This is a genomic window from Streptomyces sp. NPDC028331 (assembly GCF_055565775.1).
The window spans coordinates 334,823-358,464 of sequence record NZ_JBVHTR010000002.1; the positions used below are offsets into that span (position 1 = coordinate 334,823).

The following is a 23,642-nucleotide window of genomic DNA, read 5'->3' on the forward strand; positions in this document are numbered from 1 at the left end:
GTGAGCAGTTGAACGCTCTGAACAAGCGCGGCAACTACGCTCCGGATCTGTCGGATGATGCTCCCATTCCCATGCTGCCGGTGCTCCAGTTGTTCCGGCGGGATGCTCCGGTGCTGGAGTTTCCGGACGGAAAAGACCTGCTGCAGGTTCTCTGGTGCCCGTTCGATGCTCATGGAGAGGACAGGGCGATTGACATCCGACTGGTGTGGCGAGAGGCGGCGCTGGTCTCCGCTCCGCTGGTGCAGGCACCTGAGATAAAGGTTGTGGGGCGCGCCGGCTACGTTCCCGATGCCTGCCTTCTGCATCCTGAGCAGGTTGTCGAGCACCAGAGCTTCGAGCTCCTTCCTGAAGCGCTCCAGGAATCTCTGGAGGAATGGGAGGACTGGGAGAGCGAAGAAGCGCCGCACTATCAATACGACCTGTCGATCGCGCCGGGCTGGAAGGCAGGTGGCTTTGCCTCATGGCATTTGACAGGCCCTCAGATGATGGTATGCGACTGCGGTGCACCGATGCGACTGCTGATAACTATTGACAGCAAGGAGTGGGACAACGGGAGCCTGAGCTGGAGGCCTGTTGAAGACGCGGAGCTTTCCGCGTACGGCCTCAGTACCCCGACGCGCATTGTCGTGGGAAGGGCTGGAGCCCTGCGTGTTTTCGTCTGCACCGTGGACGCCTCGCACCCCCACAGGATCAGCGAGCAATAGTCGGGGTCCTACCGGCCGATGGGCGGCGAGGCGCTTGTGCCAGTGAGAGCGCGATGGCCTTGCATGGCCTTGGAACGTAGCGAGGAGTTCGCCGAGCTGTACGCGCGCGTGATCGGGTTGAGCTACTCCGATGAAGACGCAGGGATGGCTGGCCCGCACCTCACGTGCTGATTCGCCACGGTGATCGAGCGGCGGTTGGCCCATGCCGCTGACCGGCGCAGATGATCGCGCACGGCTACGGGATGGGATGCCGCACGACACCGGGCGGGTATCGCCATGAGGGCATCGATCGGCAGCCCGGAGCCCAGCCATGTCAGGACCCGCTCGCTTGTGGTCGCCGACCGTCTGCTTGGATCCGGGCATGACGGATTGGTCCAAGCTCCATGAGGCGCATGGCTCCGCGGAAGGTGTCCCGGCTCTTCTCGACCGGTTCGAGGCGGATCCGCCTGGGGTCTGGTCCGAGTTCATGGACCGGCTGTGTCCGACGCTCGACACCGCCTTCTCGGCGAGCTTTGCGGCGCTTCCCCGCTTGGCCCGGATCGCAGCCGACCAGGAGCCGGATGAGCGGCGCTGGGTTCTGCTCGCGGCGGGCCCGATCGTGACCTGTGCGCGTCGGTCGGCTGAGGGTGTTTCCGCGCGGGAGGTCCACTCATCGCAGATCGCGGAGCTTTCCCGGCTGACTGAGGAGTGCCTCCGTCTGCCGCTCGAGATCGAGGACTATGTCGGACTCGTTCAGGCAGCCTTGGCCTTCGAGGGCGTAGAGGTCTGGGACGAGCGCCTGGACGAGCTGGCGCAAGGCGAATACGAGGTCGACTGCCCTTACTGCGGAGTGAACCTGTTCATCGTCATGGGTGATGACGGCTTCTTTTCCTGCAGCGACGACTACGCGCTGGGGGATGTCGGGACGACACCACTACGGCCGACTGCTCCGACCGAACTGGAGGGCTTGGCCAAGCGGCTCCATGACCAAGCCGTCGCTGATGGACAGTCGGAGTTTGCCGAAAGGGTGCCGTATCTGTTCGGGCAAGCGGCGTGTACTGACTGTGAAACGGTGTTCTCGGTGGCGGAACGAGTGGTCGCGAACGTGATGCCGTCCGGGTGAGCCTTCTCCCTCGAGCGCGCAGCGCGCAGCGCACAACGCAGGACGCTGAGGTCGGAGATGAAGCTCCACCAAGCCGCGTCGGCCTGCCCCGCGTCCTCAGCGCGTCACCGGCAACCCCGCCACGAACCGCGGCCCGTCCGCCTTGTGCTGCACCGGGAACGTGACCTTCAGGCCCTTGTCCTGGCCGGCCAGCGTCAGGTGGGTGACGTACTGCAGACCCAGGAACGCCTTCTTCGAGCCGCCCGCCGACACGTACGGCCGCGGCAGGTTCAGCAGCAGCTTGCCCGGCTTGCCGCCGCGGTTGCCGTCGAAGAACAGCAGGCGCTGGTCGGTCAGGACTATGTACATCGGGCGCGGCGTGACCGTCGCCATCACCGTGCCCGCACTCAGGACGCCCACCACGGCCGCGGTGAGCGCCTGCTTGCGGACCGACACCGAGCCGACGCCCGCCAGGGTCGTCATCTCCACCTGCTCGCCCTCCAGGAGCAAGGGTGCGGTGGTTTCCAGCAGTTGCCTGGTGCGGCGGGCGTTGAGGGCCATGGGGGCTCCAGAAAGGGGAGAGCGGGAAGCGCAGGTGTGCGCACGAGAGCGTCCGGGGGGGGATCCGGGCGACCGGGGGTGGCGAGAGCGACGCGCGGGTCACGGCGGATGATCAGACGGGCGGATTATACGGGGGTCCGGTGAACGGGAGATGACCGGAGGGCAGGGAAGCGATCAAGGTGTGGTCATCCGTCCGCCTGCCCGGGCCGGACATCCCCGGCGAATCCCGTTGTCACCGCTCTCGCTTAGTATCCGCGACATGTCGCACCCCTCCGCCCCCTCCCTGCCGCCCCCCGACTTCGAGGTGGCCTCCGCCTTCCCCGAGGCCGCCTGGCTGCGGCAGGCGGCCGCCGCGTGGGACTGGGCGTCCATACGGCAGTACGTGTACGGGCTGCCGCAGGGCACGGACCGCAGCTTCGCCGTGGGGGTGCTGTCCGATGTGAAGGGGGTCGAGGACTGGATGCGCGACATCCTCGCCGCAACCCCCGACGACGTGCTCGCGCTCACCGTCCTCGGCAACCGCGAGGTGCACATCGGCTGGGAGATCCGCACCGCCGCTCCCGCCAAGCAGGTCAGCCGCGAGCAGTTCGCCGGGCTGCACGCGCACCTGCGACAGGCCGAGCAGCATCTGATCCGGGCCACCGCGCTCGACCCGGCCTTCGACGCGGCCTGGGCCGCACGCCTCAACACCGCCAGGGGGCTGGAGCTCGGGCAGAACGAGGCGCGGCGCCGGTACGACCGGCTGACCGCACACCACCCGCACCACCTCACCGCACAGGGCCGGCTGCTCCAGCAGCTCTGCCCCAAGTGGAGCGGGAGCTGGGAGGCGGCCCACGGCTTCGCGCGGGAATGCCTCGTCAACGCCCCCGTCGGGGCCATGAACGGCGGCATGGTGGCCGAGGTGCACATGGAGCACTGGCTCGACCTGAAGGGCAAGGAGCGCGAGGACTACCTGCGCCAGGACGCTGTACGCACCGAACTCGTCGAGGCCGCCGAGCGGTCCGTGCTCCACCCGCACTTCCACCGCGGCTACGGCTGGGTCACCGTCGCGGGCTACTTCGCCGCCCTGTTCTCCCTCGCGGGTGACCTGCCCCGGGCCGCCGCCTGCTTCCGCGTCCTGGGCAACCTGGCCTCGGAGTCCCCCTGGGCCTACCTGGGCCGCGACGCCACCGCGGTCTACGTCAAGCACCGCGACGCCGCACTCGCCAGAGGATGACCCGGATGAGCCGCACGAGCCGGACGACCCCTATGAACACGCCGAACAGAGGCCCCAGATGAACCCCCAGGCCGCCATCCACCCCACCGAGGTCGACGGCATACCCGCCCTCTTCGCGTACGCCACCGGGCCGATGCGCGCCGGACTCGTCTTCCGGGTCGGTGTCGCCGACGAGACGCTCGCCCGCACCGGTGTCACGCACCTGGTCGAGCACCTCGCCCTGCACCGCCAGGGCCTGGCCGACTACCACTTCAACGGCGCGACCAAGGCGGCCTTCACCCACTTCCACGTGGAGGGCGCCGAGCACGAGGTCGTCGCCTACCTCCACGGGGTCTGCGCCTCGCTCTCCGACCTGCCCATGGAGCGCCTGGAGACCGAGAAGGAGATCCTGCGCACCGAGGAGTCCCGGCGCGATGTCGGCCAGCTCCCGTTGTGGCGCTACGGCGCCCAGGGGTACGGCCTGGTCAGCTATCCGGAGTGGGGCGTGCGGGGAATGCGCCCGGACGACGTACGGGAGTGGGTGGACACCTGGTTCACACAGGGCAACGCCGCGCTGTGGATCGCCGGTGAGCGGATGCCGGCCGGGCTCACCCTGAAACTGCCTGCCGGCCCGCGTCGCCCCCTGCCCGCCGTCACCTCGGCGCTGCCCACCGCTCCCGCCTACTTCTCCGACGGCAAGGGCGGCGTCCTGCTGGACGCCGTCGTCACCGACACCACCGCGGCCCGGGTGTACGCGGGTGTCCTGGAGCGCGAACTCTCCCGCGCCCTGCGGCAGGAGGGCGGCTATTCCTACACGGCGGCCGCCGACTACGCCTCGCGCCGCGACGGCTACGCCCTGGTGACCGCCTTCGCGGACGCCCTGCCCGCCAAGCAGGACGCGGTGCTCGGCGGCTTCGTCGACGTCCTCGCCGGGCTTCAGGTGGGCCGGATCGCGCAGGGCGACCTCGAGGCGGTGCGCTCCCGGGCCGACGGAGCGCTGACCGTGCAGGACGCGGCCGCACGGAGGCTGCCGGGGGCGGCGGAGGACCTGCTCGCCGGGCGGCCGGTGCGCAGTCTCGACGAACTGCGTTCCGAACTGTGGAGTGTGACACCGGAGCATCTGCACGCGGTGGCGCTGGAGGCGGCTGGGACCGCGCTGATGCAGGTGCCCGCGGGGCACAGCGCGAACTGGGCGGGTTACACGGCGGCGCCCACGCGTTCGTCGTACGCGGTGACCGGGCGGCGGTTCGCCTCGGTGGGCGGTGACGGTTCCGCGCTGGTGTTCGGGGACGAGGGCGTCAGCATGACCGTGCGTGCGAAGGACGGGACGGAGAACGCGGTGACCGTGGCCTACCGCGCCTGCGCCGCGGTGCTGAGCTGGCCCGACGGCGGCCGTCAGCTCATCGGGACCGACGGTCTGGCCCTGGAGGTGGAGCCGGGGCTGTACGGCGTGGACCCGCACACCATGGCGGCCCTCGATGCCGCCGTGCCGCAGTCCGCGGTGGTGTGGCTGCCGGCCCGGCAGCAGCAGCCGAGGCCGCGACCGGCCGCGGCGGCCCAGGGGAGCGGGGCAACGCCGGGCGAGAAGCAGCCGGCCCCCGCCCGGCGCACCGGGCGGCAGACGGCGGCGGTGGTCGTGTTCGGCCTCCTGGCCAGCCTGTTCGCCTTCCTGGCCCTCGCGGTCACGGTCTTCGGCCGCGATCCGCAGACCAGCACCGGGGAGTGGCTCGGCATCGCGGGCTTCATGTGGGGCGTCACCGCCCTGCTGGCCTGGCCCGCCGTACGGATCCTGCGGGGGACGCGGAGGGTGTGAGGCGTATCGCCGTACAGGGGCGGACCTGGCGCGGTACCCGTACGGGCGTACGGCGCCGGGCTACCGCATGTACGGGTTCCGCTGCATCGGTTGCGGTTGCGGTTGCGGCATCGCTCCGTACATCGCCACCGGCTTCGGCGTCGGCCTGTCGAACAGGGCGAACAGCAGCAGGCCCGTCGCCGTCAGCAGGCTCACGATCACGACCACGCCGAGGATGGGATCACCCGCGCCATCGCCCTGGTGCGCCGCCCACGGCAGGGTCACGCACTCGTAGAACGCGAACGACCCGAAGGCGCCCCAGTCCGACGGCCGCCTGCGGCGGACCGCCACGTACAGGAACGGCACCCACACCAGCAAGCCCAGCGATCCCCACACCAGGACCGACCAGGCCATCCGCTGGAACCCGCCGGCCTCCAGCCGTCTCTCCATGTGAACCCCCAAGCCCCACGCCCGAAACCCCCCGGCCCTCCGCCGCCGCGGACGGGGAGAGCGCAGGGGGCAAGGCTAGAGCAGTGGGCCCGGCGCCGGGACCGCGGGGGACGAACGGCGTTTGACGGCGTATGTGCGTCTCCTGACGCGCCGGTCCGGTCCGTCGTTCCCCGGGGACCGGTGGTTTTGCCGTTACGTGAGAGAATCTTGTGACGCCCAAGGGGACCCGTTTCCCCAGCGCAAGGGCGCCGTCGGTTACGGTGCGATCCGCTTCGGACGCTCAAGTCCCGTGTGCCTGCGCACGTTTCCCTGCGGATTCACGACAGATCCGTACGGACGTCGCCGTGCCGGACCGCGTCGCTTCAGGGGCTCAGCAGATTTTCCGGCGGACGCCGCACGCGTCCGCCCGGCGTGAATTGGGGTGGGGATGGCCGGGCATCGGCAGTCCAAGAAGTTCAGGTACATCACGTGGTCGGTGGCCGGCGCCGCCGTCGTCGCCGGTGCCGGGATCGCGGCGCAGACGTCGATGGCGGCCACGACCTGGCCCGCCCAGAAGACGTACACCGGACACGCCTTCGACACCTGCACCGCGCCCTCGACGGCCGCGATGAAGGCCTGGAACACCGGCTTCTACGGGGCGGCCGCCGTCTACGTCGGCGGCAAGAACCGCGGGTGCAGCCAGCCCAACCTCACCGCGTCCTGGGTGAAGTCCGTCAGCTCGATGGGCTGGAAGCTCATCCCGATCTACGTCGGCGCCCAGCCGCCCTGCCAGACCGGCTCCAACCCGGAGAAGCTCACCGCCACCACCGCCGCCACCCTGGGGACGAGCGACGCGAACGACGCGGTCGCCAAGGCGTCCGCACTGGGCATGAAGGCCGGCAGCCCCATCTACCTCGACATGGAGCCGTACGACATCACGAACACGTCGTGCAACAACGCCGTGCTGACGTACGTCCGGGCCTTCGACAAGCAGCTGCGCACCAAGATCTACCGCGCCGGGTACTACGGCTTCAGCAGCTCCAGCGCCAAGGCCGTCGCCACCGCGACCAACAAGACCGACCTGCCGGGCAACCTCTGGTACGCGCTGTGGGACAAGCAGTACACGACGACCACGGACTGGCCGTGGGGCTCCACGCAGTACACCGACCACAGCCGCGCCCACCAGTACATGGTGAACAGCAAGGAGACGCGGGGCGGCTACACCATCACCGTGGACCGTGACGCCTGGGACGCGCCGGTCGCCATCACCGGCTGAACCGCCGGCCCAGCCACCACCCGAGGGGGCGGTACATGAAGGTCGTCGCCGTACCGGCAGTGCGGCTGTTCGCCGTACGGGCGGGATTCGCCGCGCTGCCCGTCGTCAGCCTGGGGCTGTTGTGTCCCGTGCCGTCCCTCGTGCTCGCCCTGCGCCGGCGCAGGGCGAGCGACTGGTGGGCCTTCGCGGCGTTCAGCGCCGTCCTCGTGGCCTGGGTCGCCGAACTGGAGCTGACGCCGGACACGACGCACGGGGCGCTGTTCGCACTCGACGTCGTGCTGATCCTGCTCTCGATGGGCGGGGCCTCGCTCCACGCCTGGAAGGTCTGGCCGCGACGGGCCGGCGGCCGCTGACACGGACACCCGGCGGAGAACAGACACACACGTACGACAGGAGAGCGGGAAAGTCGTGGCCAAGCAGGTCAGGCAGGTGACGCAGGCACGCCCGGCGAACGCGGGACAGGGCGGCCCCGCGGGGCGGCTCACCGCGGTGGGGCGCGCCGTCGTCACCTGGCTGCGCTCGCTCCGCGGACGCACCATCGCGCTGACGGCGGGCTCGCTCGCCGTCGTCGCCGCGGTGGTCGTGACCGGCGCGTTGCTCTTCCGGCACGACGACCGGCCGCCGATCCCGGACACCAGGGCAAGGCACTACGACGACGTCGACGCCTGCCTGCTCACCGACGCCAAGGGCATCACGGCGGGGACCACGGCCGCCGAGGTCTGGCAGGGCATGCAGGACGCCTCCCTCAAGACGCACGCGCGCGTGAGCTACGCGCCGGTGACCGGCGAGCAGAGCGCCGCCAACGCCCGCCCGTACCTCAACGGTCTGCTGCAGCGCTCCTGCGACGTGGTGCTCGCCGTGGGCCGGCCGGAGATCTCGGCCGCCGCGCAGACGGCACCGCGGTACCGGAAGGTCGGCTTCGTGCTCGTCGGCACCGGGGGCGGCGAGACGGCCGGTGCCAATGTGACCAGGCTCGACACCGGCGACAAGCTGCGCGCCGACGTCGCCGGGGCGGTCGAGCGAGCGGTGGGCGGGCGGGCCTGAGCCACCCGGGGATTCCCGCCCACGGCCGGGCGGTGCCCGAAGTGCCGGTGAATCGTTGGTCGAATGGGTTGGCCGGAGCCGGTCCGCTCCTTACCATCGATCACCGCAAGACCTTGTGCACCGTCGCACAAACCCCCTCGGGAGGTCACTTTGCACCGCCGTCGCCCCGCGATCGCCCTCACCGCCGCCCTGGTCGCGGCACCTCTCCTCACCGCGTGCGGCGGCACCGCGCACCCGGGTGCCGCGGCCGTCGTCGGAGGTGAGCGGATCACGGTCGCGCAGCTCGAGAGCCGGGTGGACGAGGTGCGCGCGGCCCAGCGCGCCGCCGCCACGGACGACGCCCAGTACGAGCAGGCGGTCGCCCAGACCAGCACCCTCACCCGGGACACGCTGCACACCATGGTTCTGGACCGGGTCCTGGACCGCGCCGCCGAGAACGCGGGCGTGAGCGTCAGCGCCAGGGACGTCGAACAGATGCGGGCGAACCTCCAGGCGCAGGCGGGCGGCGCGAAGGAGCTGCAGAGCGTGTGGCTGCAGCAGTACGGGGTGGCCCCCGGGCGCCTCGACGACAGCCTCCGCACGGAGGTCGAGGCGCAGAAGCTGGCCGCCGCGCTCGGCGCCGACATGAGCACGACCCAGGGCAAGAACGCGTTCTGGAAGGCCCTGTCGCAGGCGTCCAAGGAACTGCACGTCGACCTGAACCCCCGCTACGGCACCTGGGACGTGCAGAAGAGCAGCCGGGTGGACGCGAAGACACCGTGGGTCAAGGAGGTCACGGCGTCGGCTGAACAGCAGACGGCGTAGACGGGTGGTCCGGGGCCGGGGCGGGCGGTACTCCGGGCCTGTGGACGACTCCGGGGGTGGTGCTCCGGGCCTGTGGACGACTCCGGGGGTGGTGCGCTGGGCCTGTGGACGACTCCGGGGGCGGTGCGCCGGGCCCGTGGACGACTCCCGGGGCGGTGCCTCCGGGCCTGTGGACAACCCCGGGGGCCGTCCGTGGCGTGCGTTACGTTCGGAGGGTGAACGCAACCAGCTTCGAAGCGGCCCCGGGACCGGAGGCGACCGGCGAGCCCGGCCGGATCGTCCTACTCACCACCAGCCACCGGGTCGCCCCAGGGCTCCTGTCCTGGCCCGCCTGGCAGGCGCTGCACGCCGCCGACCGGGTCCTGTGCGCGGACGGCGCGCACCCGCAGCTTCCCTATCTGCGCGAGGCGGGCATAACGGTCGAGGAGGCCGCGCCGGGCGCGCAGGACCTGGTCGACGCCTGCGCCGGCGGCCGTACGGTGGTCGTCGTCGCCACGGGCGAGGGAGAGCCCGCCCTGACCGACGGCCTCGCACGCCTGGCCGGATCGGGCCGCGTCCGCATGCCGGAGCTGGAGCTGCTTCCCGCCTCGTACGACCTCCCGGGCGCCCGCCTGCTGGACCTGGTGCAGGTCATGGACCGCATCCGCGCCGAGTGCCCCTGGTCGTCCCGGCAGACCCACCTGGGCCTGGCCAAGTACGGCATCGAAGAGGCGTACGAACTGGTCGAGGCCATCGAGGCGGGCGACCGCGAGGAGCTGCGGGAGGAGCTGGGCGACGTCCTGCTCCAGGTCGTCTTCCACGCCCGGATAGCCGAGGAGCACCCTGAGGCGCCCTTCTCCATCGACGACGTGGCGGGCGGCATCGTGGCCAAGCTGATCCACCGCCACCCGCACGTCTTCGGCGACGAGACCGCGACGACACCGGAAGAGGTCAAGGAGCACTGGCTGCGGACGAAGGCGGCCGAGAAGCGGCGCACGTCGGTCACGGAGGGCGTCCCCCTGGGCCAGCCGGGCCTCGCCCTCGCCGCGAAGCTGCACTCCCGCGTCCGCACGGCGGGCCTCGACGTCCCGCTCCCGCAGGGCGAGGGGATCGGCTACGAACTGCTGGCCCTGGCCGCACGCGCGGAGGCGGAGGGAGTGGACCCGGAGGCGGCCCTGCGCGCGGCGGCACGCGCGTACCGGGACGCGATCCGGGAGGTGGAGAGCGGGGGCCCGAAGCAGTGACCGGCCAGACCGCATCCCCCGCACCCGAGCTGTTCACCTGGGAGTTCGCCGCCGACCCCTACCCCGCCTACGCCTGGCTCCGCGAGCACGCCCCCGTGCACCGGACGAGGCTGCCGAGCGGGGTGGAGGCCTGGCTGGTCACCCGGTACGCCGACGCCAGGCAGGCGCTGGCCGACCCCCGGCTGAGCAAGAACCCGGCGCATCACGACGAGCCCGCGCACGCCAAGGGCAAGACCGGCATCCCCGGCGAGCGCAAGGCCGAGCTGATGACGCATCTGCTCAACATCGACCCGCCGGACCACACCCGGCTGCGCCGGCTCGTCTCCAAGGCCTTCACACCGCGGCGTGTCGCCGAGTTCGCGCCGCGGGTCCAGGAACTCACCGACCACCTCATCGACCGGTTCGCGGCCCGGGGCGAGGCCGACCTCATCCACGAGTTCGCCTTCCCGCTCCCCATCTACGCCATCTGCGACATGCTCGGCGTCCCGCGCGAGGACCAGGACGACTTCCGGGACTGGGCCGGGATGATGATCCGGCACGGGGGAGGGCCCCGGGGCGGCGTCGCCCGGTCGGTGAAGAAGATGCGCGGCTACCTCGCCGACCTCATCCACCGCAAGCGGGAGGCGCTGCCCGCCGAACCCGGGCCCGGCGAGGACCTCATATCCGGGCTCATCCGCGCCTCCGACCACGGCGAGCACCTCACCGAGAACGAGGCCGCCGCGATGGCCTTCATCCTGCTCTTCGCCGGGTTCGAGACCACCGTCAACCTCATCGGCAACGGCACGTACGCGCTCCTCGGGCACCCCGGGCAGCGGGCCCGTCTGCAGCGGTCCCTCGCCACCGGGGAACGCGACCTGCTGGAGACCGGCGTCGAGGAGCTGCTGCGCTACGACGGCCCTGTGGAGCTGGCCACCTGGCGGTTCGCCACGCGGCCGCTCACCATCGGCGGGCAGCACATCGCCCCCGGCGACCCCGTCCTCGTCGTCCTGGCCGCCGCGGACCGGGACCCGGCGCGGTTCGCCGACCCGGACGTCCTCGACCTGGCCCGCCGCGACAACCAGCACCTCGGGTACGGGCACGGCATCCACTACTGCCTGGGCGCCCCCCTGGCCCGCCTGGAGGGACAGACGGCGCTCGCCACGCTCCTGACCCGCCTGCCGGACCTGCGCCTCGCGGTGGACCCGGCCGAACTGCGATGGCGCGGCGGACTCATCATGCGGGGCCTGCGCACGCTGCCCGTGACGTTCACACCGGTTCCGGAGAAAGGTCACGAACCTCCCGCGGCCGTCCGCACATGACACGGCGAACACGCCGATGGTCACAAGAAGGTGACAGGATCTCACCTCTGTGATCTTCACGTGATCTACGCTGCATTAACTTGTGACAAGCGATCTGGTGCCGATACGTTCACGCAGCAACGCGGCGGTCCGCACGTCACGGCCGCCGCGTCGGTCGATGCTGTCGTGTGAAAGGCAACCGCATGCTCTCCGGGAACGGTCGTCACCGTCGCCCCCGTCAGGCTCCGGCTCTCCTCGTCGCGGCGGGGGTGACCGGATCAGCGATCGCGATCCCGCTGCTCGGCGCCACCGGCGCGAGCGCGGCCACCGGCACCACCTGGGACCAGGTCGCGGACTGCGTCAGCGGCGGCTCGTGGAGCGCGGACACCGGTAACGGCCGCTACGGCGGGCTGCAGTTGACGCAGGACGAGTGGGACAAGTACGGCGGTCTCGACTACGCGCCGAGTCCCGACCAGGCGAGCCGCTCGCAGCAGATCGCCGTCGCCGAGAAGGTCCTCGCGGCCCGGGGCGTGTCGGTCTGGGGCACCTGCGGTCTGCTGAACGGCCTGAGCAAGGACTCCGGTCCCGCCGACGTCGACACGGGTGTCGCCGGTGACCCGTCGTCCAGCAGCGGATCGTCCTCCGGCTCCGGGCTGGATTCCGGGCTGGACTCCGGCCTGGGGCTGTCCGACTCGTCCGGGTCATCGGCGGCGGCCACTCCGTCGGCCTCTTCGTCCGCCTCCTCCGCTTCGCCCTCCTCGCCCTCCTCCGCCTCGTCGTCGCCCTCGTCCTCGTCCGGGAAGTCGAGCGCCGACCCCACTCAGAGTGCGCAGGGGTCCGGCGGTACGCCGACGGCCACGACGAAGAGCGGCGAGTCGGACAAGTCGGAGCAGAACGACGCACCGTCCGGCGCGAGTTCGACCGAGGCTTCGGGCGCCGGCCGTCATCGGGGCGACAGTGCCGACGAGGGGGCCGCGGACGGCCGTACCGGGGACGCATCCGGTCGGCATGCCTCACGCGACGCGGCCGGAGCGCGCGACACCGTCGACGGCTCGTACCTCGTCCGCCCCGGCGACAGTCTGTCGTCCATCGCCGACTCCCTTGCCATCGGCGGGGGATGGGCGATGCTCTACGAGGCCAACAAGCAGACGGTCGGTGCCGACCCGAACCTCATTCTCCCCGGTCAGAGCCTTGCTCTCGACGCCGGCGCGAGTGGCGGGTCGTCCTGAACTGCCCCTTGTGAGGCGGAAGTTCGCGACCCACTTCGATCCGGAATGTCCTGTTTGGTGAAAGTGAGATATGGGTCTCATAAGCCCTGATCGTCTTTGAAATTCCGGGGATCGACTGCTTACGGTCGTGATCGCTCGCCACAGCGAGCCCCTGCGGTCGCAACGCCGAATCCTGCCAGCGGCCGTACGGGAACAGTCGTCGCGTCAAGCGCCGTAGGCAGGAGCGGGGGACCCAAGGTAGGCGCCGCGTCCGGGAGTTGACCGGAAGCGGCTCGGGGTGAAGCCGCGTCCCGCAAGGGATGCGGCCGGGCAACTCAACCGGCCCGAACCCGACAGCTCACCTCGCAGGCGTCGGTGAGGGGAACGAACCATGCTGTGTTCCGGCAACGGCAAGCACCGCCGCCCGTCCAAGGCCACCCGTGCCGTCGCGCTCGCCGGCGTCGCCGGCGCCGCGATCGCCGGCCCGCTCCTCGCGGCCGGGAACGCCTCCGCCGCCACCGCCTCCCAGTGGGACGCGGTCGCGCAGTGCGAGTCCGGTGGCAACTGGCACATCAACACCGGCAACGGCTTCTACGGTGGTCTGCAGTTCACGAACTCCACCTGGGCCGCGTACGGCGGCACCTCCTACGCCTCCCGCGCCGACCTGGCCACCAAGGGCCAGCAGATAGCCGTCGCGGAGAAGGTCCTCGCGGGCCAGGGCAAGGGCGCCTGGCCGGTGTGCGGCAAGGGCCTGACCAACGCCACGTACAACGGCGCCGCGGCCACCGGCTCGTCGAGCGGTGCCAAGAGCGCCCCGAAGAGCACCACCACTCGCTCGACCGAGCAGCAGGCGGCCAACCGCTCCGCGCACCGCACGGCCCCGAAGAAGACCGTCACCACCCCGACCGGCCAGAAGGTCAAGAAGGGCGACGGCGAGTACAAGGTGGTCAAGGGCGACACCCTCAGCTCGATCGCCACGAGCCACCACGTCCAGGGCGGCTGGAAGAAGCTGTTCGAGCTGAACAAGGACATCGTCCAGAACGCCGACCTGATCTACCCCGGCCAGCAGCTCCACCTGAAGTGACGGCCACCCGGTAGCCGGGTCACCCCCGTCCCCACGGGCTCCCCGCTCCGGTGCGTGTTCCCCCCGTACGCACCCGGAGCGGGGCTTTTGCTGTCCGGCCCCCCTTCGCCGTCCGGCCCCCTTCGCCGTCCAGCCCGCCCGTTGCCTGCCGCCCCGCCCCCCCGTTGCCACCCGCGCCCGTTGCCGCCCGTCCTCTTCGCCGTCCGGCCGCGTGGATTTCACCGATGCTTTCCCCCGCCCTTTGTTCCGCGGGGGAACAATGTGTACCGTCACCCTGTCCACGGGACGGTCGGTAGGCCGACCGGCAGCCCGGGGCGGTTAGGCTCTAGTCGCAAGGCACAGCCGTAAGGCACACAGCCCCGCACTTCCAGCGTCACATCCAAGAAGGAGATGCTCGTGCCGTCCATCGACGTCGTCGTAGCCCGGGAAATCCTGGACTCCCGAGGCAACCCCACGGTCGAGGTCGAGGTCGGCCTCGACGACGGCAGCACGGGTCGTGCCGCCGTCCCGTCCGGCGCCTCCACCGGCGCCTTCGAGGCCATCGAGCTGCGTGACGGTGACCCCAACCGTTACCAGGGCAAGGGTGTCGAGAAGGCCGTCCTCGCCGTGATCGAGCAGATCGGCCCGGAGCTGGTCGGCTACGACGCCACCGAGCAGCGTCTGATCGACCAGGCGATGATGGACCTGGACGCCACCGACAACAAGGGCTCCCTCGGCGCCAACGCGATCCTCGGCGTCTCCCTCGCCGTCGCCCACGCCGCCTCCGAGGCCAGCGACCTGCCTCTGTTCCGCTACCTGGGCGGCCCGAACGCGCACCTGCTGCCGGTGCCGATGATGAACATCCTGAACGGCGGCTCGCACGCCGACTCCAACGTGGACATCCAGGAGTTCATGATCGCCCCGATCGGCGCGGAGTCCTTCTCCGAGGCGCTGCGCTGGGGCACCGAGGTCTACCACACGCTGAAGAAGGTCCTGAAGAGCAAGGGCCTGTCCACCGGCCTCGGCGACGAGGGCGGCTTCGCCCCGAACCTCGGCTCGAACCGTGAGGCCCTCGACCTCATCCTCGAGGCCATCAAGGAGGCCGGTTACGCCCCCGGCCAGCAGATCGCCCTCGCGCTCGACGTGGCCGCCTCCGAGTTCTACAAGGACGGCAAGTACCTCTTCGAGGGCAAGGAGCGCTCCGCCGCCGAGATGACGGAGTACTACGAGGAGCTCGTCGCGGCCTACCCGCTCGTCTCCATCGAGGACCCGCTGTTCGAGGACGACTGGGCCGGCTGGAAGGTCATCACCGACAAGCTCGGCGACAAGGTCCAGCTCGTCGGCGACGACCTGTTCGTCACCAACCCCGAGCGCCTGGCCCGCGGCATCGAGGAGGGCGCGGCCAACGCCCTGCTGGTCAAGGTGAACCAGATCGGTTCGCTGACCGAGACCCTGGACGCCGTCGAGCTGGCCCAGCGCAACGGGTTCAAGTGCATGATGTCCCACCGCTCCGGCGAGACCGAGGACGTCACCATCGCCGACCTGGCCGTCGCCACCAACTGCGGCCAGATCAAGACCGGCGCCCCGGCCCGCTCCGAGCGCGTCGCCAAGTACAACCAGCTCCTGCGCATCGAGGAGATCCTCGACGACGCCGCCGTGTACGCCGGCCGCTCGGCGTTCCCGCGCTTCAAGGGCTGAGTGGCACAGGGCCGGCGTTCAGCCGGTCGTACGTACGTCCCCGTACTCGGTCCCGTACCGTGTGCGGGGACGTACGCACGTATGAAGGGGAGGCGGGAGACATGGCCGGCAAGGACCGCGACCGGTTCTCCACCGCGACCAGGCTCCGGCTGCTCGGCGAGCAGACCGCGGCCCGGGTCTACCGCTCCCAGACCAGACGGCAGGCCCGCCGCTCCCGGCTCACCGGCCGGGCGGCACTGCTCGCGCTGGTGCTGTGCTCGCTGATCGTCGCGCTCGCCTATCCGATGCGGGAGTACGTCTCCCAGCGGACGGAGATCTCCGACCTCCAGCGGCAGCAGGAGCAGGCCCGCAAGCGGGTCGAACAGTTGCGTGACCTGAAGGCGCGCTGGCAGGACGACGCGTACGCCGAGCAGCAGATCCGGCAGCGGCTGCACTACGTGATGCCGGGGGAGACCGGCTACATCGTGATCGACCCGGACGCGGTCAAGCAGTCGCGCGCCGACCGCACGACGGCCGTACGCCCCTGGTACGCCGACCTCTGGGACGCCGTCGACAAGGCCGACAGGGCGGGCAGCGCGGACCGGGCCGACGGCCCGGCCGCTGATCGCTCCGCGCCGCTGACGCGCCCGTGACGCACCGGGAGCGGCACCCATGACGCACCGTGACACGCCCAGGGCGGCGCCCCCGACGCACCGCCCATGACGCACCGTCCATGAGAAAGACAGCCTGAAAGAGAGCCATGGAAACCCCTCCGCCGCCCACCCCGCGCACCGAGCCGACGGACGCGGACATCGAGGCCGTCCGGCAGCAGCTCGGGCGCCCCCCGCGCGGGCTGCGCGCGATCGCGCACCGGTGCCCGTGCGGGCAGCCGGACGTCGTGGAGACGGCGCCGCGGCTCCCCGACGGCACCCCGTTCCCGACGACGTACTACCTGACGTGCCCGAAGGCCGCCTCCGCGATCGGCACGCTGGAGGCCGACGGCGTCATGAAGGAGATGACCGACCGCCTGGCCACGGACCCGGAACTGGCCGCCGCCTACCGCGCCGCGCACGAGGACTACATCGCCCGCCGCGACGCCATCGAGGTCCTGGAGGGCTTCCCCAGCGCGGGCGGCATGCCGGACCGGGTGAAGTGCCTGCACGTCCTGGTGGCGCACTCCCTGGCCGCCGGCCCGGGCGTCAACCCGCTCGGCGACGAGGCGATCGCGATGCTGCCGGAGTGGTGGCGCAAGGGGTCGTGCGTGAGTGCCGAGGTTCGCGAGGAGGAGAACAAGTGACACGGGTCGCCGCCATCGACTGCGGTACGAACTCCATCCGGCTCCTGGTCGCGGACGCCGACCCCGGTACGGGCGAACTGGTCGACCTGGACCGGCGGATGACCATCGTCCGCCTGGGGCAGGGCGTGGACCGCACCGGGCGCCTCGCCCCCGAGGCGCTGGAACGGACGTTCGCCGCCTGCCGGGAGTACGCCGAGGTCATCAAGGAGCACGGCGCGGAGCGGATCCGCTTCGTCGCCACGTCCGCCTCCCGGGACGCGGAGAACCGGGACGAGTTCGTCCGCGGGGTGGTGGACATTCTCGGCGTCGAACCCGAGGTCATCTCCGGCGACCAGGAGGCGGAGTTCTCCTTCACCGGCGCGACCAGGGAGCTGATGGGCCGCACGGATCTGGCCACGCCGTTCCTGGTGGTGGACATCGGCGGCGGCTCCACGGAGTTCGTCGTCGGCGACGGCCATGTGCGCGGCGCGCGGTCCGTGGACATCGGCTGCGTCCGCATGACCGAGCGGCACCTGGTGCGGGACGGGGTGGTGGCCGACCCGCCGACGGAGGAGCAGATCGCGGCCATACGGTCCGACATCGAGGCGGCGCTGGACCTGGCGGAGCAGACGGTGCCGCTGCGGGAGGCGCACACGCTGGTGGGTCTCGCGGGCTCGGTCACCACGGTCTCGGCGATCGCCCAGGACCTCCCGGAGTACGACTCGACGCGGATCCACCACTCCCGGATCTCCCGCGACCGGGTGGCGGAGATCACCGGTGCGTTGCTGCGCTCCACGCATGCCGAGCGCGCGGCGATCCCCTCGATGCACCCCGGGCGCGTGGACGTCATCGGCGCGGGTGCCCTCGTTCTGCTGGCGATCATGGAACGGATCGACGCGCCGGAGGTCGTGGTCAGCGAACACGACATCCTGGACGGCATCGCCTGGTCGATCGCGTAACCGGACGGGCCGGACTCCTGCGCCTCACCGCCGCCCTGACGGACCCTCACGCGTCCGGGTTCCGAGATTTTTCTACCCGCCAGTAGCCTCTCCTGAGCAGGTTGGGTAACGTATGAGCGCGGCCCGGGGGTCCTTCCGAACCCCTGGCCGACGCTCCGCCGGAAAAGTTCGTGAAGTTCTTCACAAGAGAAACGCCCCTGCTGGGCGACGTTTCGCGGACATTGGGCCGTCCGTGTGGCTCATGGGGTCCCCGAGGCCGCTCACGCGAGCGTGCCGGAGGGCGTCCCGCGGGGCTCGCGCAGGCCCCGTACGGCACCCCGGCGCCGCGCCCCGGCACCCGGAAGGGCAGCTCACGCGGCCTTGACAACGGACAGTTCCCCCTGGACCGTGCCGGCCGGCACCATGACCTCCGTCACGCGAGCGGCGGAGTGTAGCAGATACCCCACCCATGCTTGTGAAGGGGCGCACGAGCGACCCCCTGGGGGCGGGTGGATACTCGATGGCATGAGCACCACGGAGCGTCCCAGGATCCTCGTAGTAGGCGGTGGGTACGTAGGCCTGTACGCAGCTCGTCGCATTCTGAAGAAGATGCGCTACGGCGAGGCGACCGTCACGGTCGTCGACCCGCGCTCGTACATGACCTACCAGCCCTTCCTCCCCGAAGCCGCCGCCGGCAGCATCTCCCCCCGGCACGTCGTCGTCCCGCTGCGACGCGTGCTGCCGAAGGCGGAGGTCCTCACCGGCCGGGTCACCACCATCGACCAGGACCGCAAGGTCGCAACCGTCGCCCCGCTGGTCGGCGAGGCGTACGAGCTGCCCTTCGACTACCTGGTCATCGCGCTCGGCGCGGTCTCCCGCACCTTCCCGATCCCCGGCCTCGCAGAGCAGGGCATCGGCATGAAGGGCATCGAGGAGTCCATCGGCCTGCGCAACCACGTCCTCGAGCAGCTCGACAAGGCCGACTCCACGACCGACGAGGAGATCCGCCGCAAGGCGCTCACCTTCGTCTTCATCGGCGGCGGCTTCGCCGGTGCCGAGACGATCGGCGAGGTCGAGGACATGGCCCGGGACGCGGCCAAGTACTACAAGAACGTGTCCCGTGAGGACATGCGCTTCATCCTCGTCGACGCCGCCGACAAGATCCTCCCCGAGGTCGGCCCCAAGCTCGGCAAGTACGGCAAGGAGCACCTCGAGAGCCGCGGCGTCGAGGTCTACCTCTCCACCTCCATGGAGTCCTGCGTCGACGGCCACGTGGTGCTCAAGAACGGCCTCGAGGTCGACTCCAACACGATCGTGTGGACCGCCGGCGTCAAGCCGAACCCGGCGCTCGCCCGCTACGGCCTGCCGCTCGGCCCGCGCGGTCACGTGGACTGCGAGCCCACGCTCCAGGTCAAGGGCACGGACTACATCTGGGCCGCCGGCGACAACGCCCAGGTGCCCGACCTCGCCGCCCGCAAGGCCGGCGTGGAGAACGCCTGGTGCCCGCCGAACGCCCAGCACGCGCTGCGCCAGGCCAAGGTCCTCGGCGACAACGTGGTCTCCGGGATGCGGGGCTTCCCGCAGAAGGAGTACAGCCACGCCAACAAGGGCGCGGTCGCGGGCCTCGGCCTGCACAAGGGCGTCGCGATGATCGTCATGGGCAAGATGAAGATCAAGCTCAAGGGGCGTCTCGCCTGGTACATGCACCGCGGCTACCACGGTCTGGCCATGCCGACCTGGAACCGGAAGATCCGTATCTTCGCGGACTGGACGCTGGGCATGTTCCTCAAGCGCGAGGTCGTCTCGCTCGGCGCGATCGAGTCCCCGCGCGAGGAGTTCTACGAGGCCGCCAAGCCGGCCCCGGTCGCCGCCGCGTCGAAGCCGGAGGAGAAGGCCAAGGCCTCCTGACCCCCGGTCAGCCACAGCGCCCGAAGGGGCCGCCCGCCATCCGTGGTGCGGGCGGCCCCTTCGGCGTAGCCGGGCCCCGCCCGCCTTTCGCGATGTGCGCAGGCATTTTGCACAGCCGTAACGCCAACGGGGGACTGCGGCCCGGCCCCGCAGATGTTTACGTGGTGTCGGACATTCCGGGATCCCCCGTCACGGAGGTGTGCACCATGGCAGACGCCGCGCCGCGGCTGAAGAGCCTCGTCGAACAGATCCTGGGAGCCCCGCTCCCGGTGCGCATCCGCGCCTGGGACGGTTCCGAGGCAGGGCCTCCGGAAGCTCCCGCCCTCGTCGTGCGCAACCGCCGCGCCCTGCGCCGTCTGCTGTGGAAACCGGGCGAGCTGGGCCTCGTCCGCGCCTGGGTCGCCGGGGAACTGGGCATCGACGGCGACCTGTACACCGCCCTGGACCTCATGGCCGGCCTGGTCTGGGAGCGCGGGGAGGACGCCCGCACCCTCACCCAGGCCCTCCGCGACCCGGAGGTCCGCGCCGCCGTCCGCGGGCTCGTGAAGCTGGCCGGGCCCTTCCCGCCGCCCCCGCCGCCCCGCGAGGAGGTCCGCCGGGTCCGTGGCCACCTGCACACCCGGCGCACCGACAAACGCGCCATCAGCCACCACTACGACGTCGGCAACGACTTCTACGAGATCGTCCTCGGCCCGTCCATGGTGTACTCCTGCGCCTACTGGGAGTCGCCGGACGGCACCCTCGAGGACGCCCAGCGCGACAAGCTGGAACTCGTCTGCCGCAAGCTCGGCCTGAAGCCCGGTCAGCGCCTCCTCGACGTCGGCTGCGGCTGGGGCTCCATGGCCGTCCACGCCGCCCGTGAGCACGGAGTGAGCGTCGTCGGCGTCACCCTCTCCCACGAGCAGGCCGCCTACGCCCGCAAGCGGGTCGCCGACGAGGGCCTCACCGACCGCGTCGAGATCCGGGTGCAGGACTACCGTGACGTGGTCGACGGCCCCTACGACGCCATCTCCTCCATCGGCATGGCCGAGCACGTCGGCGCCGAGAGATACCTCGAGTACGCCCGCACCCTGTACGCCCTGCTCAAGCCCGGCGGGCGGCTGCTCAACCACCAGATCGCGCGGCGCCCCCAGCAGGACGAGTCCGCGTACTCCGTCGACGCGTTCATCGACGCCTACGTCTTCCCCGACGGCGAACTGGCCCCCATCGGCACCACGGTGACCCAGTTGGAGCGCGCCGGGTTCGAGGTCCGCGACGTGGAGTCCCTGCGCGAGCACTACGCCCTCACCCTGCGCCGGTGGGTCGCCAACCTGGAGGCCGAGTGGGTGCGGGCACAAGCGCTCACCGGTCCGGGCCGGGCCCGCGTCTGGCGCCTCTACATGGCCGCCTCCGCCCTCGCCTTCGAACACAACCGCATCGGCGTCAACCAGGTCCTCGCGGTGCGGACGCCGGAGTCGGGCGCGTCCGGGCTCCCGCTGCGGGCGCGTACCTGGGGCGCCTGAGCATCACCCGTACGACGCAGGGGCCCCGTTCCGGTGCGGAACGGGGCCCCTTGCGCGCGGACCGCTACTCCGACTTGATCGCCGTCAGCATGTTCAGACGGGCCGCACGGCGGGCCGGCCACAGGGCGGCCAGCACGCCGACCACCGCCGCCAGCAGGAGGAAGACGGCCATCCGGGTCCAGGGCAGGACCAGTTGGTACGTCGCCATCGAGGAGCCGATCAGCTCACCGGCCGCCCAGCCGAAGAACACCCCGAGCCCGATCCCGAGCACCCCGCCGAACAGCGAGATGACCAGGGACTCCAGGCGGACCATCCGCTTGATGCCCCGGCGGTCCAGGCCGATGGCGCGGAGCATCCCGATCTCCTGCGAGCGCTCGAAGACCGACATGGCGAGGGTGTTGATGACGCCGAGGACGGCGACGATCACGGCCATGGCCAGCAGGCCGTAGAGCATGTTCAGCAGCAGTGTGAAGACCTGCGAGATGCCGTTGGAGATGTCCTTCCGGTCCTCGATCTTGATGGCCGGGTTGTCGCCGAGCGCCTTCTGAAGCCTGTCCTTGGTGGAGGCCGTCGCGCCGCCGGACGTCTTGACCATGACCTGCACGTCGGACGGGTGGCGCTGGTGCGGGGCGAGCACCGTGGTGTCCACGACGATGCCGCGCAGGAGCCGGGTCCCCTGGTAGATCCCGGAGACCGTCAACTGCTGCTTCCCGCCGTCCTCGTAGGAGACGGTGAAGCGTGAACCGGTCGTCCAGTGGTAGGCCTTGGCGGTGTCGTCGTCGACGGCGACCTGCGTGCCGCCCACCTTGAAGGCGCCCGCGTCGACCGTAGGCTCGGCCAGTTCGCCGATCGTCGCGCCGTCGACGCCGGTCAGGTACTCGTCCCGGCCGTCGATGTGGGCACGCCCACTGCGCAGGGGGCTGGTCGCGGTGACGCCCTCGGTGGACTTCAGCGTCTTCTCGACCTCGGGCGAGAGCAGGTTGCCGGTCGCCATGGACACGACGTAGTCCGCCCTGATGGAGGAGGCCGCCATCTTGTCGATGCCGTGCTGCACGCTGTTCGCCATCACCGTCAGGCCGGTGATCAGGGTCAGGCCGATCATCAGGGCGGAGGCGGTGGCCGCCGTACGGCGCGGGTTGCGCACCGAGTTCTGCCGGGCCAGTTTCCCGGCGACCCCGAAGCCGCGCAGGACGGGCGCGGCGGCCGCGATCAGCGGGCGGGACAGCAGCGGGGTGAGCACGAAGACACCGATGACGAGGAGCACGGCGCCGACGCCCATCGGCTTCTGGCCGTCCGTGCCGCTCATCGTGGTGGCGTACACGACCGTGGTGACGCCCGCCGCGGCGAGCAGGGCGCCGATCGTGTTCCGTACGACCAGGGACTTGGTGGTGGCCTTGGCGTGGACGCTGCTCATCGCGGCGACGGGCGGGATCTTCGCGGCGCGGCGGCCCGGCAGCCAGGCGGCCAGCATCGTGATCAGGATGCCGACGGCGAGGGCGGCGACGACCGTGCCCGGCGTGATGACGAGCGGTCCGTCCGGGACGCTTCCGCCGAGGGAGCTCACCAGGGACCGCAGCCCCGCCCCGATGCCGATGCCGGCCAGCAGACCGGTGACGGCCGCGACCGCGCCGACCACGAACGCCTCGATGAGCACGGACCGGGTGACCTGCCGGCGGGACGCGCCGACGGCACGCAGCAGCGCCAGCTCCTTGGTGCGCTGGGCGACCAGCATGGTGAAGGTGTTGGCGATGATGAACGTGCCGACGAACAGCGCGATGCCCGCGAAGACCAGCAGGCCGGTGCGCATGCTGCTGGTCGCGTCGGCGATCTGGCGGGCCTGGTCGTCGGCGAGCTGCTTGCCGGTGGTGGTGGAGGCGACGCCCTTCGGCACGATCGCGTCGACGGCGGCGCGCAGGGCGGTCTGGCTGGTGCCGGGGGCGGCCTTGACGTCGATCTCGTCGTAGGAGCCCACCTTGTGGAACAGGCGCTGGGCGGTGGCCGTGTCGAACAGGGCGAGGCTGCCGCCGGCGGCGACGTTGCCGTCGTCGGTGGTGAAGATGCCGGTCACCTTCGGCGTCAGGACGGGGCCGTCGACGGACATGCGCACGGTGTCGCCGATCTTGTACCCGGCGCGCCTCGCGGTCTCGGAGTCGAGGAGGACCTGGTCCTGCCCCTTCGGCGCGTGCCCGCTGACGATCGGGTACCGGGGGTCCTCGGTCCCCCAGTAGTTCGCGCCCTCGGACTGGAAGCCGTTGCCGATGAGCTTGCCGTTCTTGTCGGCGATGGCGGTGAACCCGTTGACGACCCCGATCGCGCTGTCGGCGCCGCGGACCCGTGCGACCTTGCCGAGCAGGGCAGCCGTCAGCTCGGGATCCTGTCCGGAGACATCGTGCCCGCCGCCGCCGCCGTCGGGCTGGATGGCCACGTCCACGTGGTCGAAGCCCTTGGCCGAGCTCTTCTGGTAGGCGTCCGAGAGGGTGTTGGTGAACACCAGGGTGCCCGACACGAACGCAACGCCGAGCATCACGGCGAGCACGGTCATGAGCAGCCTGGCCTTGTGCGCGAGCACGTTGCGCAGGGCGGTACGGAACATGTGTGTGTCCAGGGCTGATGGTTGCTGGGTTTCGGCCCGTCCGGCGATGGGGACGAGGCCGCGGGCCGGTAGGGGGGTCCGGGGCGGAGGC

At 70.9% G+C, this 23,642-nt stretch carries 21 protein-coding genes and 1 riboswitch; of the genes, 18 read left to right on the forward strand and 3 right to left on the reverse strand.

Annotated features, from left to right (window positions below):
- Positions 1-8 precede the first annotated feature (8 nt).
- Together ACZ4SW_RS03570 and ACZ4SW_RS03575 are read left to right on the forward strand one after the other, a co-directional pair.
- Positions 9-704: a hypothetical protein gene (locus ACZ4SW_RS03570; RefSeq protein ID WP_468237352.1), complete on the forward strand. Its 696-nt coding sequence runs from the start codon at positions 9-11 to the stop codon at positions 702-704.
- A gap of 361 nt (positions 705-1,065) precedes the next feature.
- Positions 1,066-1,806 carry a hypothetical protein gene (locus ACZ4SW_RS03575; RefSeq protein ID WP_468237354.1) on the forward strand — a complete coding sequence of 247 codons (741 nt, stop codon included), beginning with the start codon at positions 1,066-1,068 and terminating at the stop codon, positions 1,804-1,806.
- A gap of 96 nt (positions 1,807-1,902) precedes the next feature.
- On the opposite strand, the gene ACZ4SW_RS03580 is transcribed toward ACZ4SW_RS03575, so the two are convergent.
- Positions 1,903-2,346 carry a hypothetical protein gene (locus tag ACZ4SW_RS03580; RefSeq protein ID WP_468237357.1) on the reverse strand — a complete coding sequence of 148 codons (444 nt, stop codon included), beginning with the start codon at positions 2,344-2,346 and terminating at the stop codon, positions 1,903-1,905.
- A 259-nt stretch (positions 2,347-2,605) separates the two neighbouring features.
- On the opposite strand from ACZ4SW_RS03580, the gene ACZ4SW_RS03585 reads away from it, so the two are divergent.
- Both ACZ4SW_RS03585 and ACZ4SW_RS03590 read left to right on the forward strand, forming a co-directional pair.
- Positions 2,606-3,562 carry a hypothetical protein gene (locus tag ACZ4SW_RS03585; RefSeq protein ID WP_468237360.1) on the forward strand — a complete coding sequence of 319 codons (957 nt, stop codon included), beginning with the start codon at positions 2,606-2,608 and terminating at the stop codon, positions 3,560-3,562.
- Between the two features lie 58 nt (positions 3,563-3,620).
- Positions 3,621-5,354, forward strand: coding sequence for a peptidase M16 family protein (locus tag ACZ4SW_RS03590; RefSeq protein ID WP_468237362.1), 1,734 nt, complete (start codon positions 3,621-3,623; stop codon positions 5,352-5,354).
- Between the two features lie 60 nt (positions 5,355-5,414).
- On the opposite strand, the gene ACZ4SW_RS03595 is transcribed toward ACZ4SW_RS03590, so the two are convergent.
- A complete protein-coding gene (locus ACZ4SW_RS03595; protein WP_468237364.1) occupies positions 5,415-5,783 on the reverse strand; it encodes a hypothetical protein in 369 nt (122 codons plus the stop codon).
- Between the two features lie 427 nt (positions 5,784-6,210).
- Between ACZ4SW_RS03595 and ACZ4SW_RS03600 the strand changes: the two genes are divergently transcribed.
- The 14 genes from ACZ4SW_RS03600 to ACZ4SW_RS03665 all read left to right on the forward strand — a co-directional run bounded on the left by ACZ4SW_RS03600 (position 6,211) and on the right by ACZ4SW_RS03665 (position 20,958).
- Entirely contained in the window at positions 6,211-7,038 is an 828-nt protein-coding gene (locus ACZ4SW_RS03600; RefSeq protein ID WP_468237366.1) for a glycoside hydrolase domain-containing protein, read from the forward strand.
- A 35-nt stretch (positions 7,039-7,073) separates the two neighbouring features.
- On the forward strand, positions 7,074-7,391 hold the full coding sequence (locus ACZ4SW_RS03605) for a hypothetical protein (RefSeq protein ID WP_468237368.1): 318 nt from the start codon (positions 7,074-7,076) through the stop codon (positions 7,389-7,391).
- A gap of 55 nt (positions 7,392-7,446) precedes the next feature.
- Complete coding sequence (locus ACZ4SW_RS03610) at positions 7,447-8,082, forward strand: hypothetical protein (protein ID WP_468237371.1); 636 nt, start codon at positions 7,447-7,449, stop codon at positions 8,080-8,082.
- A gap of 150 nt (positions 8,083-8,232) precedes the next feature.
- Positions 8,233-8,886 (forward strand): SurA N-terminal domain-containing protein, encoded by a 654-nt coding sequence (locus ACZ4SW_RS03615; RefSeq protein WP_468237374.1) that lies wholly within the window; start codon positions 8,233-8,235, stop codon positions 8,884-8,886.
- Positions 8,887-9,101: 215 nt separating this feature from the next.
- Positions 9,102-10,109, forward strand: a complete 1,008-nt coding sequence (locus ACZ4SW_RS03620) for a nucleoside triphosphate pyrophosphohydrolase (protein ID WP_468237376.1) — start codon at positions 9,102-9,104, stop codon at positions 10,107-10,109.
- Complete coding sequence (locus ACZ4SW_RS03625; protein ID WP_468237379.1) at positions 10,106-11,407, forward strand: cytochrome P450 family protein; 1,302 nt, start codon at positions 10,106-10,108, stop codon at positions 11,405-11,407. The genes ACZ4SW_RS03620 and ACZ4SW_RS03625 overlap by 4 nt, the downstream gene beginning before the upstream one ends.
- 182 nt (positions 11,408-11,589) lie before the next feature.
- Positions 11,590-12,615 carry a LysM peptidoglycan-binding domain-containing protein gene (locus tag ACZ4SW_RS03630; RefSeq protein WP_468237381.1) on the forward strand — a complete coding sequence of 342 codons (1,026 nt, stop codon included), beginning with the start codon at positions 11,590-11,592 and terminating at the stop codon, positions 12,613-12,615.
- Between the two features lie 199 nt (positions 12,616-12,814).
- Positions 12,815-12,981, forward strand: a riboswitch (cyclic di-AMP (ydaO/yuaA leader).
- Between the two features lie 4 nt (positions 12,982-12,985).
- Positions 12,986-13,678 carry a transglycosylase family protein gene (locus ACZ4SW_RS03635; protein ID WP_468237383.1) on the forward strand — a complete coding sequence of 231 codons (693 nt, stop codon included), beginning with the start codon at positions 12,986-12,988 and terminating at the stop codon, positions 13,676-13,678.
- Between the two features lie 390 nt (positions 13,679-14,068).
- Positions 14,069-15,355, forward strand: coding sequence for a phosphopyruvate hydratase (gene eno / locus ACZ4SW_RS03640; protein WP_388574223.1), 1,287 nt, complete (start codon positions 14,069-14,071; stop codon positions 15,353-15,355).
- A 101-nt stretch (positions 15,356-15,456) separates the two neighbouring features.
- Entirely contained in the window at positions 15,457-15,987 is a 531-nt protein-coding gene (locus tag ACZ4SW_RS03645) for an FtsB family cell division protein (RefSeq protein ID WP_468237386.1), read from the forward strand.
- 107 nt (positions 15,988-16,094) lie between these two features.
- Positions 16,095-16,631, forward strand: coding sequence for a DUF501 domain-containing protein (locus ACZ4SW_RS03650; RefSeq protein WP_468237389.1), 537 nt, complete (start codon positions 16,095-16,097; stop codon positions 16,629-16,631).
- The gene (locus ACZ4SW_RS03655; RefSeq protein WP_468237392.1) at positions 16,628-17,569 is read left to right on the forward strand and encodes a Ppx/GppA phosphatase family protein; all 942 of its coding nucleotides are present in this window, start codon (positions 16,628-16,630) and stop codon (positions 17,567-17,569) included. The genes ACZ4SW_RS03650 and ACZ4SW_RS03655 overlap by 4 nt, the downstream gene beginning before the upstream one ends.
- A gap of 504 nt (positions 17,570-18,073) precedes the next feature.
- Positions 18,074-19,456 (forward strand): NAD(P)/FAD-dependent oxidoreductase, encoded by a 1,383-nt coding sequence (locus ACZ4SW_RS03660; RefSeq protein ID WP_468237394.1) that lies wholly within the window; start codon positions 18,074-18,076, stop codon positions 19,454-19,456.
- A gap of 206 nt (positions 19,457-19,662) precedes the next feature.
- On the forward strand, positions 19,663-20,958 hold the full coding sequence (locus ACZ4SW_RS03665; protein WP_468237397.1) for a class I SAM-dependent methyltransferase: 1,296 nt from the start codon (positions 19,663-19,665) through the stop codon (positions 20,956-20,958).
- Positions 20,959-21,022: 64 nt separating this feature from the next.
- On the opposite strand, the gene ACZ4SW_RS03670 is transcribed toward ACZ4SW_RS03665, so the two are convergent.
- A complete protein-coding gene (locus ACZ4SW_RS03670) occupies positions 21,023-23,551 on the reverse strand; it encodes an ABC transporter permease (protein WP_468237400.1) in 2,529 nt (842 codons plus the stop codon).
- Positions 23,552-23,642: the final 91 nt, after the last annotated feature.

Coding starts and splice junctions, on each gene's coding strand:
- ACZ4SW_RS03575 (WP_468237354.1), top strand. CDS start 1,066: ATGACGGATTGGTCCAAGCTCCATGAGGCGCATGGCTCCGCGGAAGGT.
- ACZ4SW_RS03580 (WP_468237357.1), bottom strand. CDS start 2,346: ATGGCCCTCAACGCCCGCCGCACCAGGCAACTGCTGGAAACCACCGCA.
- ACZ4SW_RS03585 (WP_468237360.1), top strand. CDS start 2,606: ATGTCGCACCCCTCCGCCCCCTCCCTGCCGCCCCCCGACTTCGAGGTG.
- ACZ4SW_RS03590 (WP_468237362.1), top strand. CDS start 3,621: ATGAACCCCCAGGCCGCCATCCACCCCACCGAGGTCGACGGCATACCC.
- ACZ4SW_RS03595 (WP_468237364.1), bottom strand. CDS start 5,783: ATGGAGAGACGGCTGGAGGCCGGCGGGTTCCAGCGGATGGCCTGGTCG.
- ACZ4SW_RS03600 (WP_468237366.1), top strand. CDS start 6,211: ATGGCCGGGCATCGGCAGTCCAAGAAGTTCAGGTACATCACGTGGTCG.
- ACZ4SW_RS03605 (WP_468237368.1), top strand. CDS start 7,074: ATGAAGGTCGTCGCCGTACCGGCAGTGCGGCTGTTCGCCGTACGGGCG.
- ACZ4SW_RS03630 (WP_468237381.1), top strand. CDS start 11,590: ATGCTCTCCGGGAACGGTCGTCACCGTCGCCCCCGTCAGGCTCCGGCT.
- ACZ4SW_RS03635 (WP_468237383.1), top strand. CDS start 12,986: ATGCTGTGTTCCGGCAACGGCAAGCACCGCCGCCCGTCCAAGGCCACC.
- eno (WP_388574223.1), top strand. CDS start 14,069: ATGCTCGTGCCGTCCATCGACGTCGTCGTAGCCCGGGAAATCCTGGAC.
- ACZ4SW_RS03645 (WP_468237386.1), top strand. CDS start 15,457: ATGGCCGGCAAGGACCGCGACCGGTTCTCCACCGCGACCAGGCTCCGG.
- ACZ4SW_RS03650 (WP_468237389.1), top strand. CDS start 16,095: ATGGAAACCCCTCCGCCGCCCACCCCGCGCACCGAGCCGACGGACGCG.
- ACZ4SW_RS03660 (WP_468237394.1), top strand. CDS start 18,074: ATGAGCACCACGGAGCGTCCCAGGATCCTCGTAGTAGGCGGTGGGTAC.
- ACZ4SW_RS03665 (WP_468237397.1), top strand. CDS start 19,663: ATGGCAGACGCCGCGCCGCGGCTGAAGAGCCTCGTCGAACAGATCCTG.
- ACZ4SW_RS03670 (WP_468237400.1), bottom strand. CDS start 23,551: ATGTTCCGTACCGCCCTGCGCAACGTGCTCGCGCACAAGGCCAGGCTG.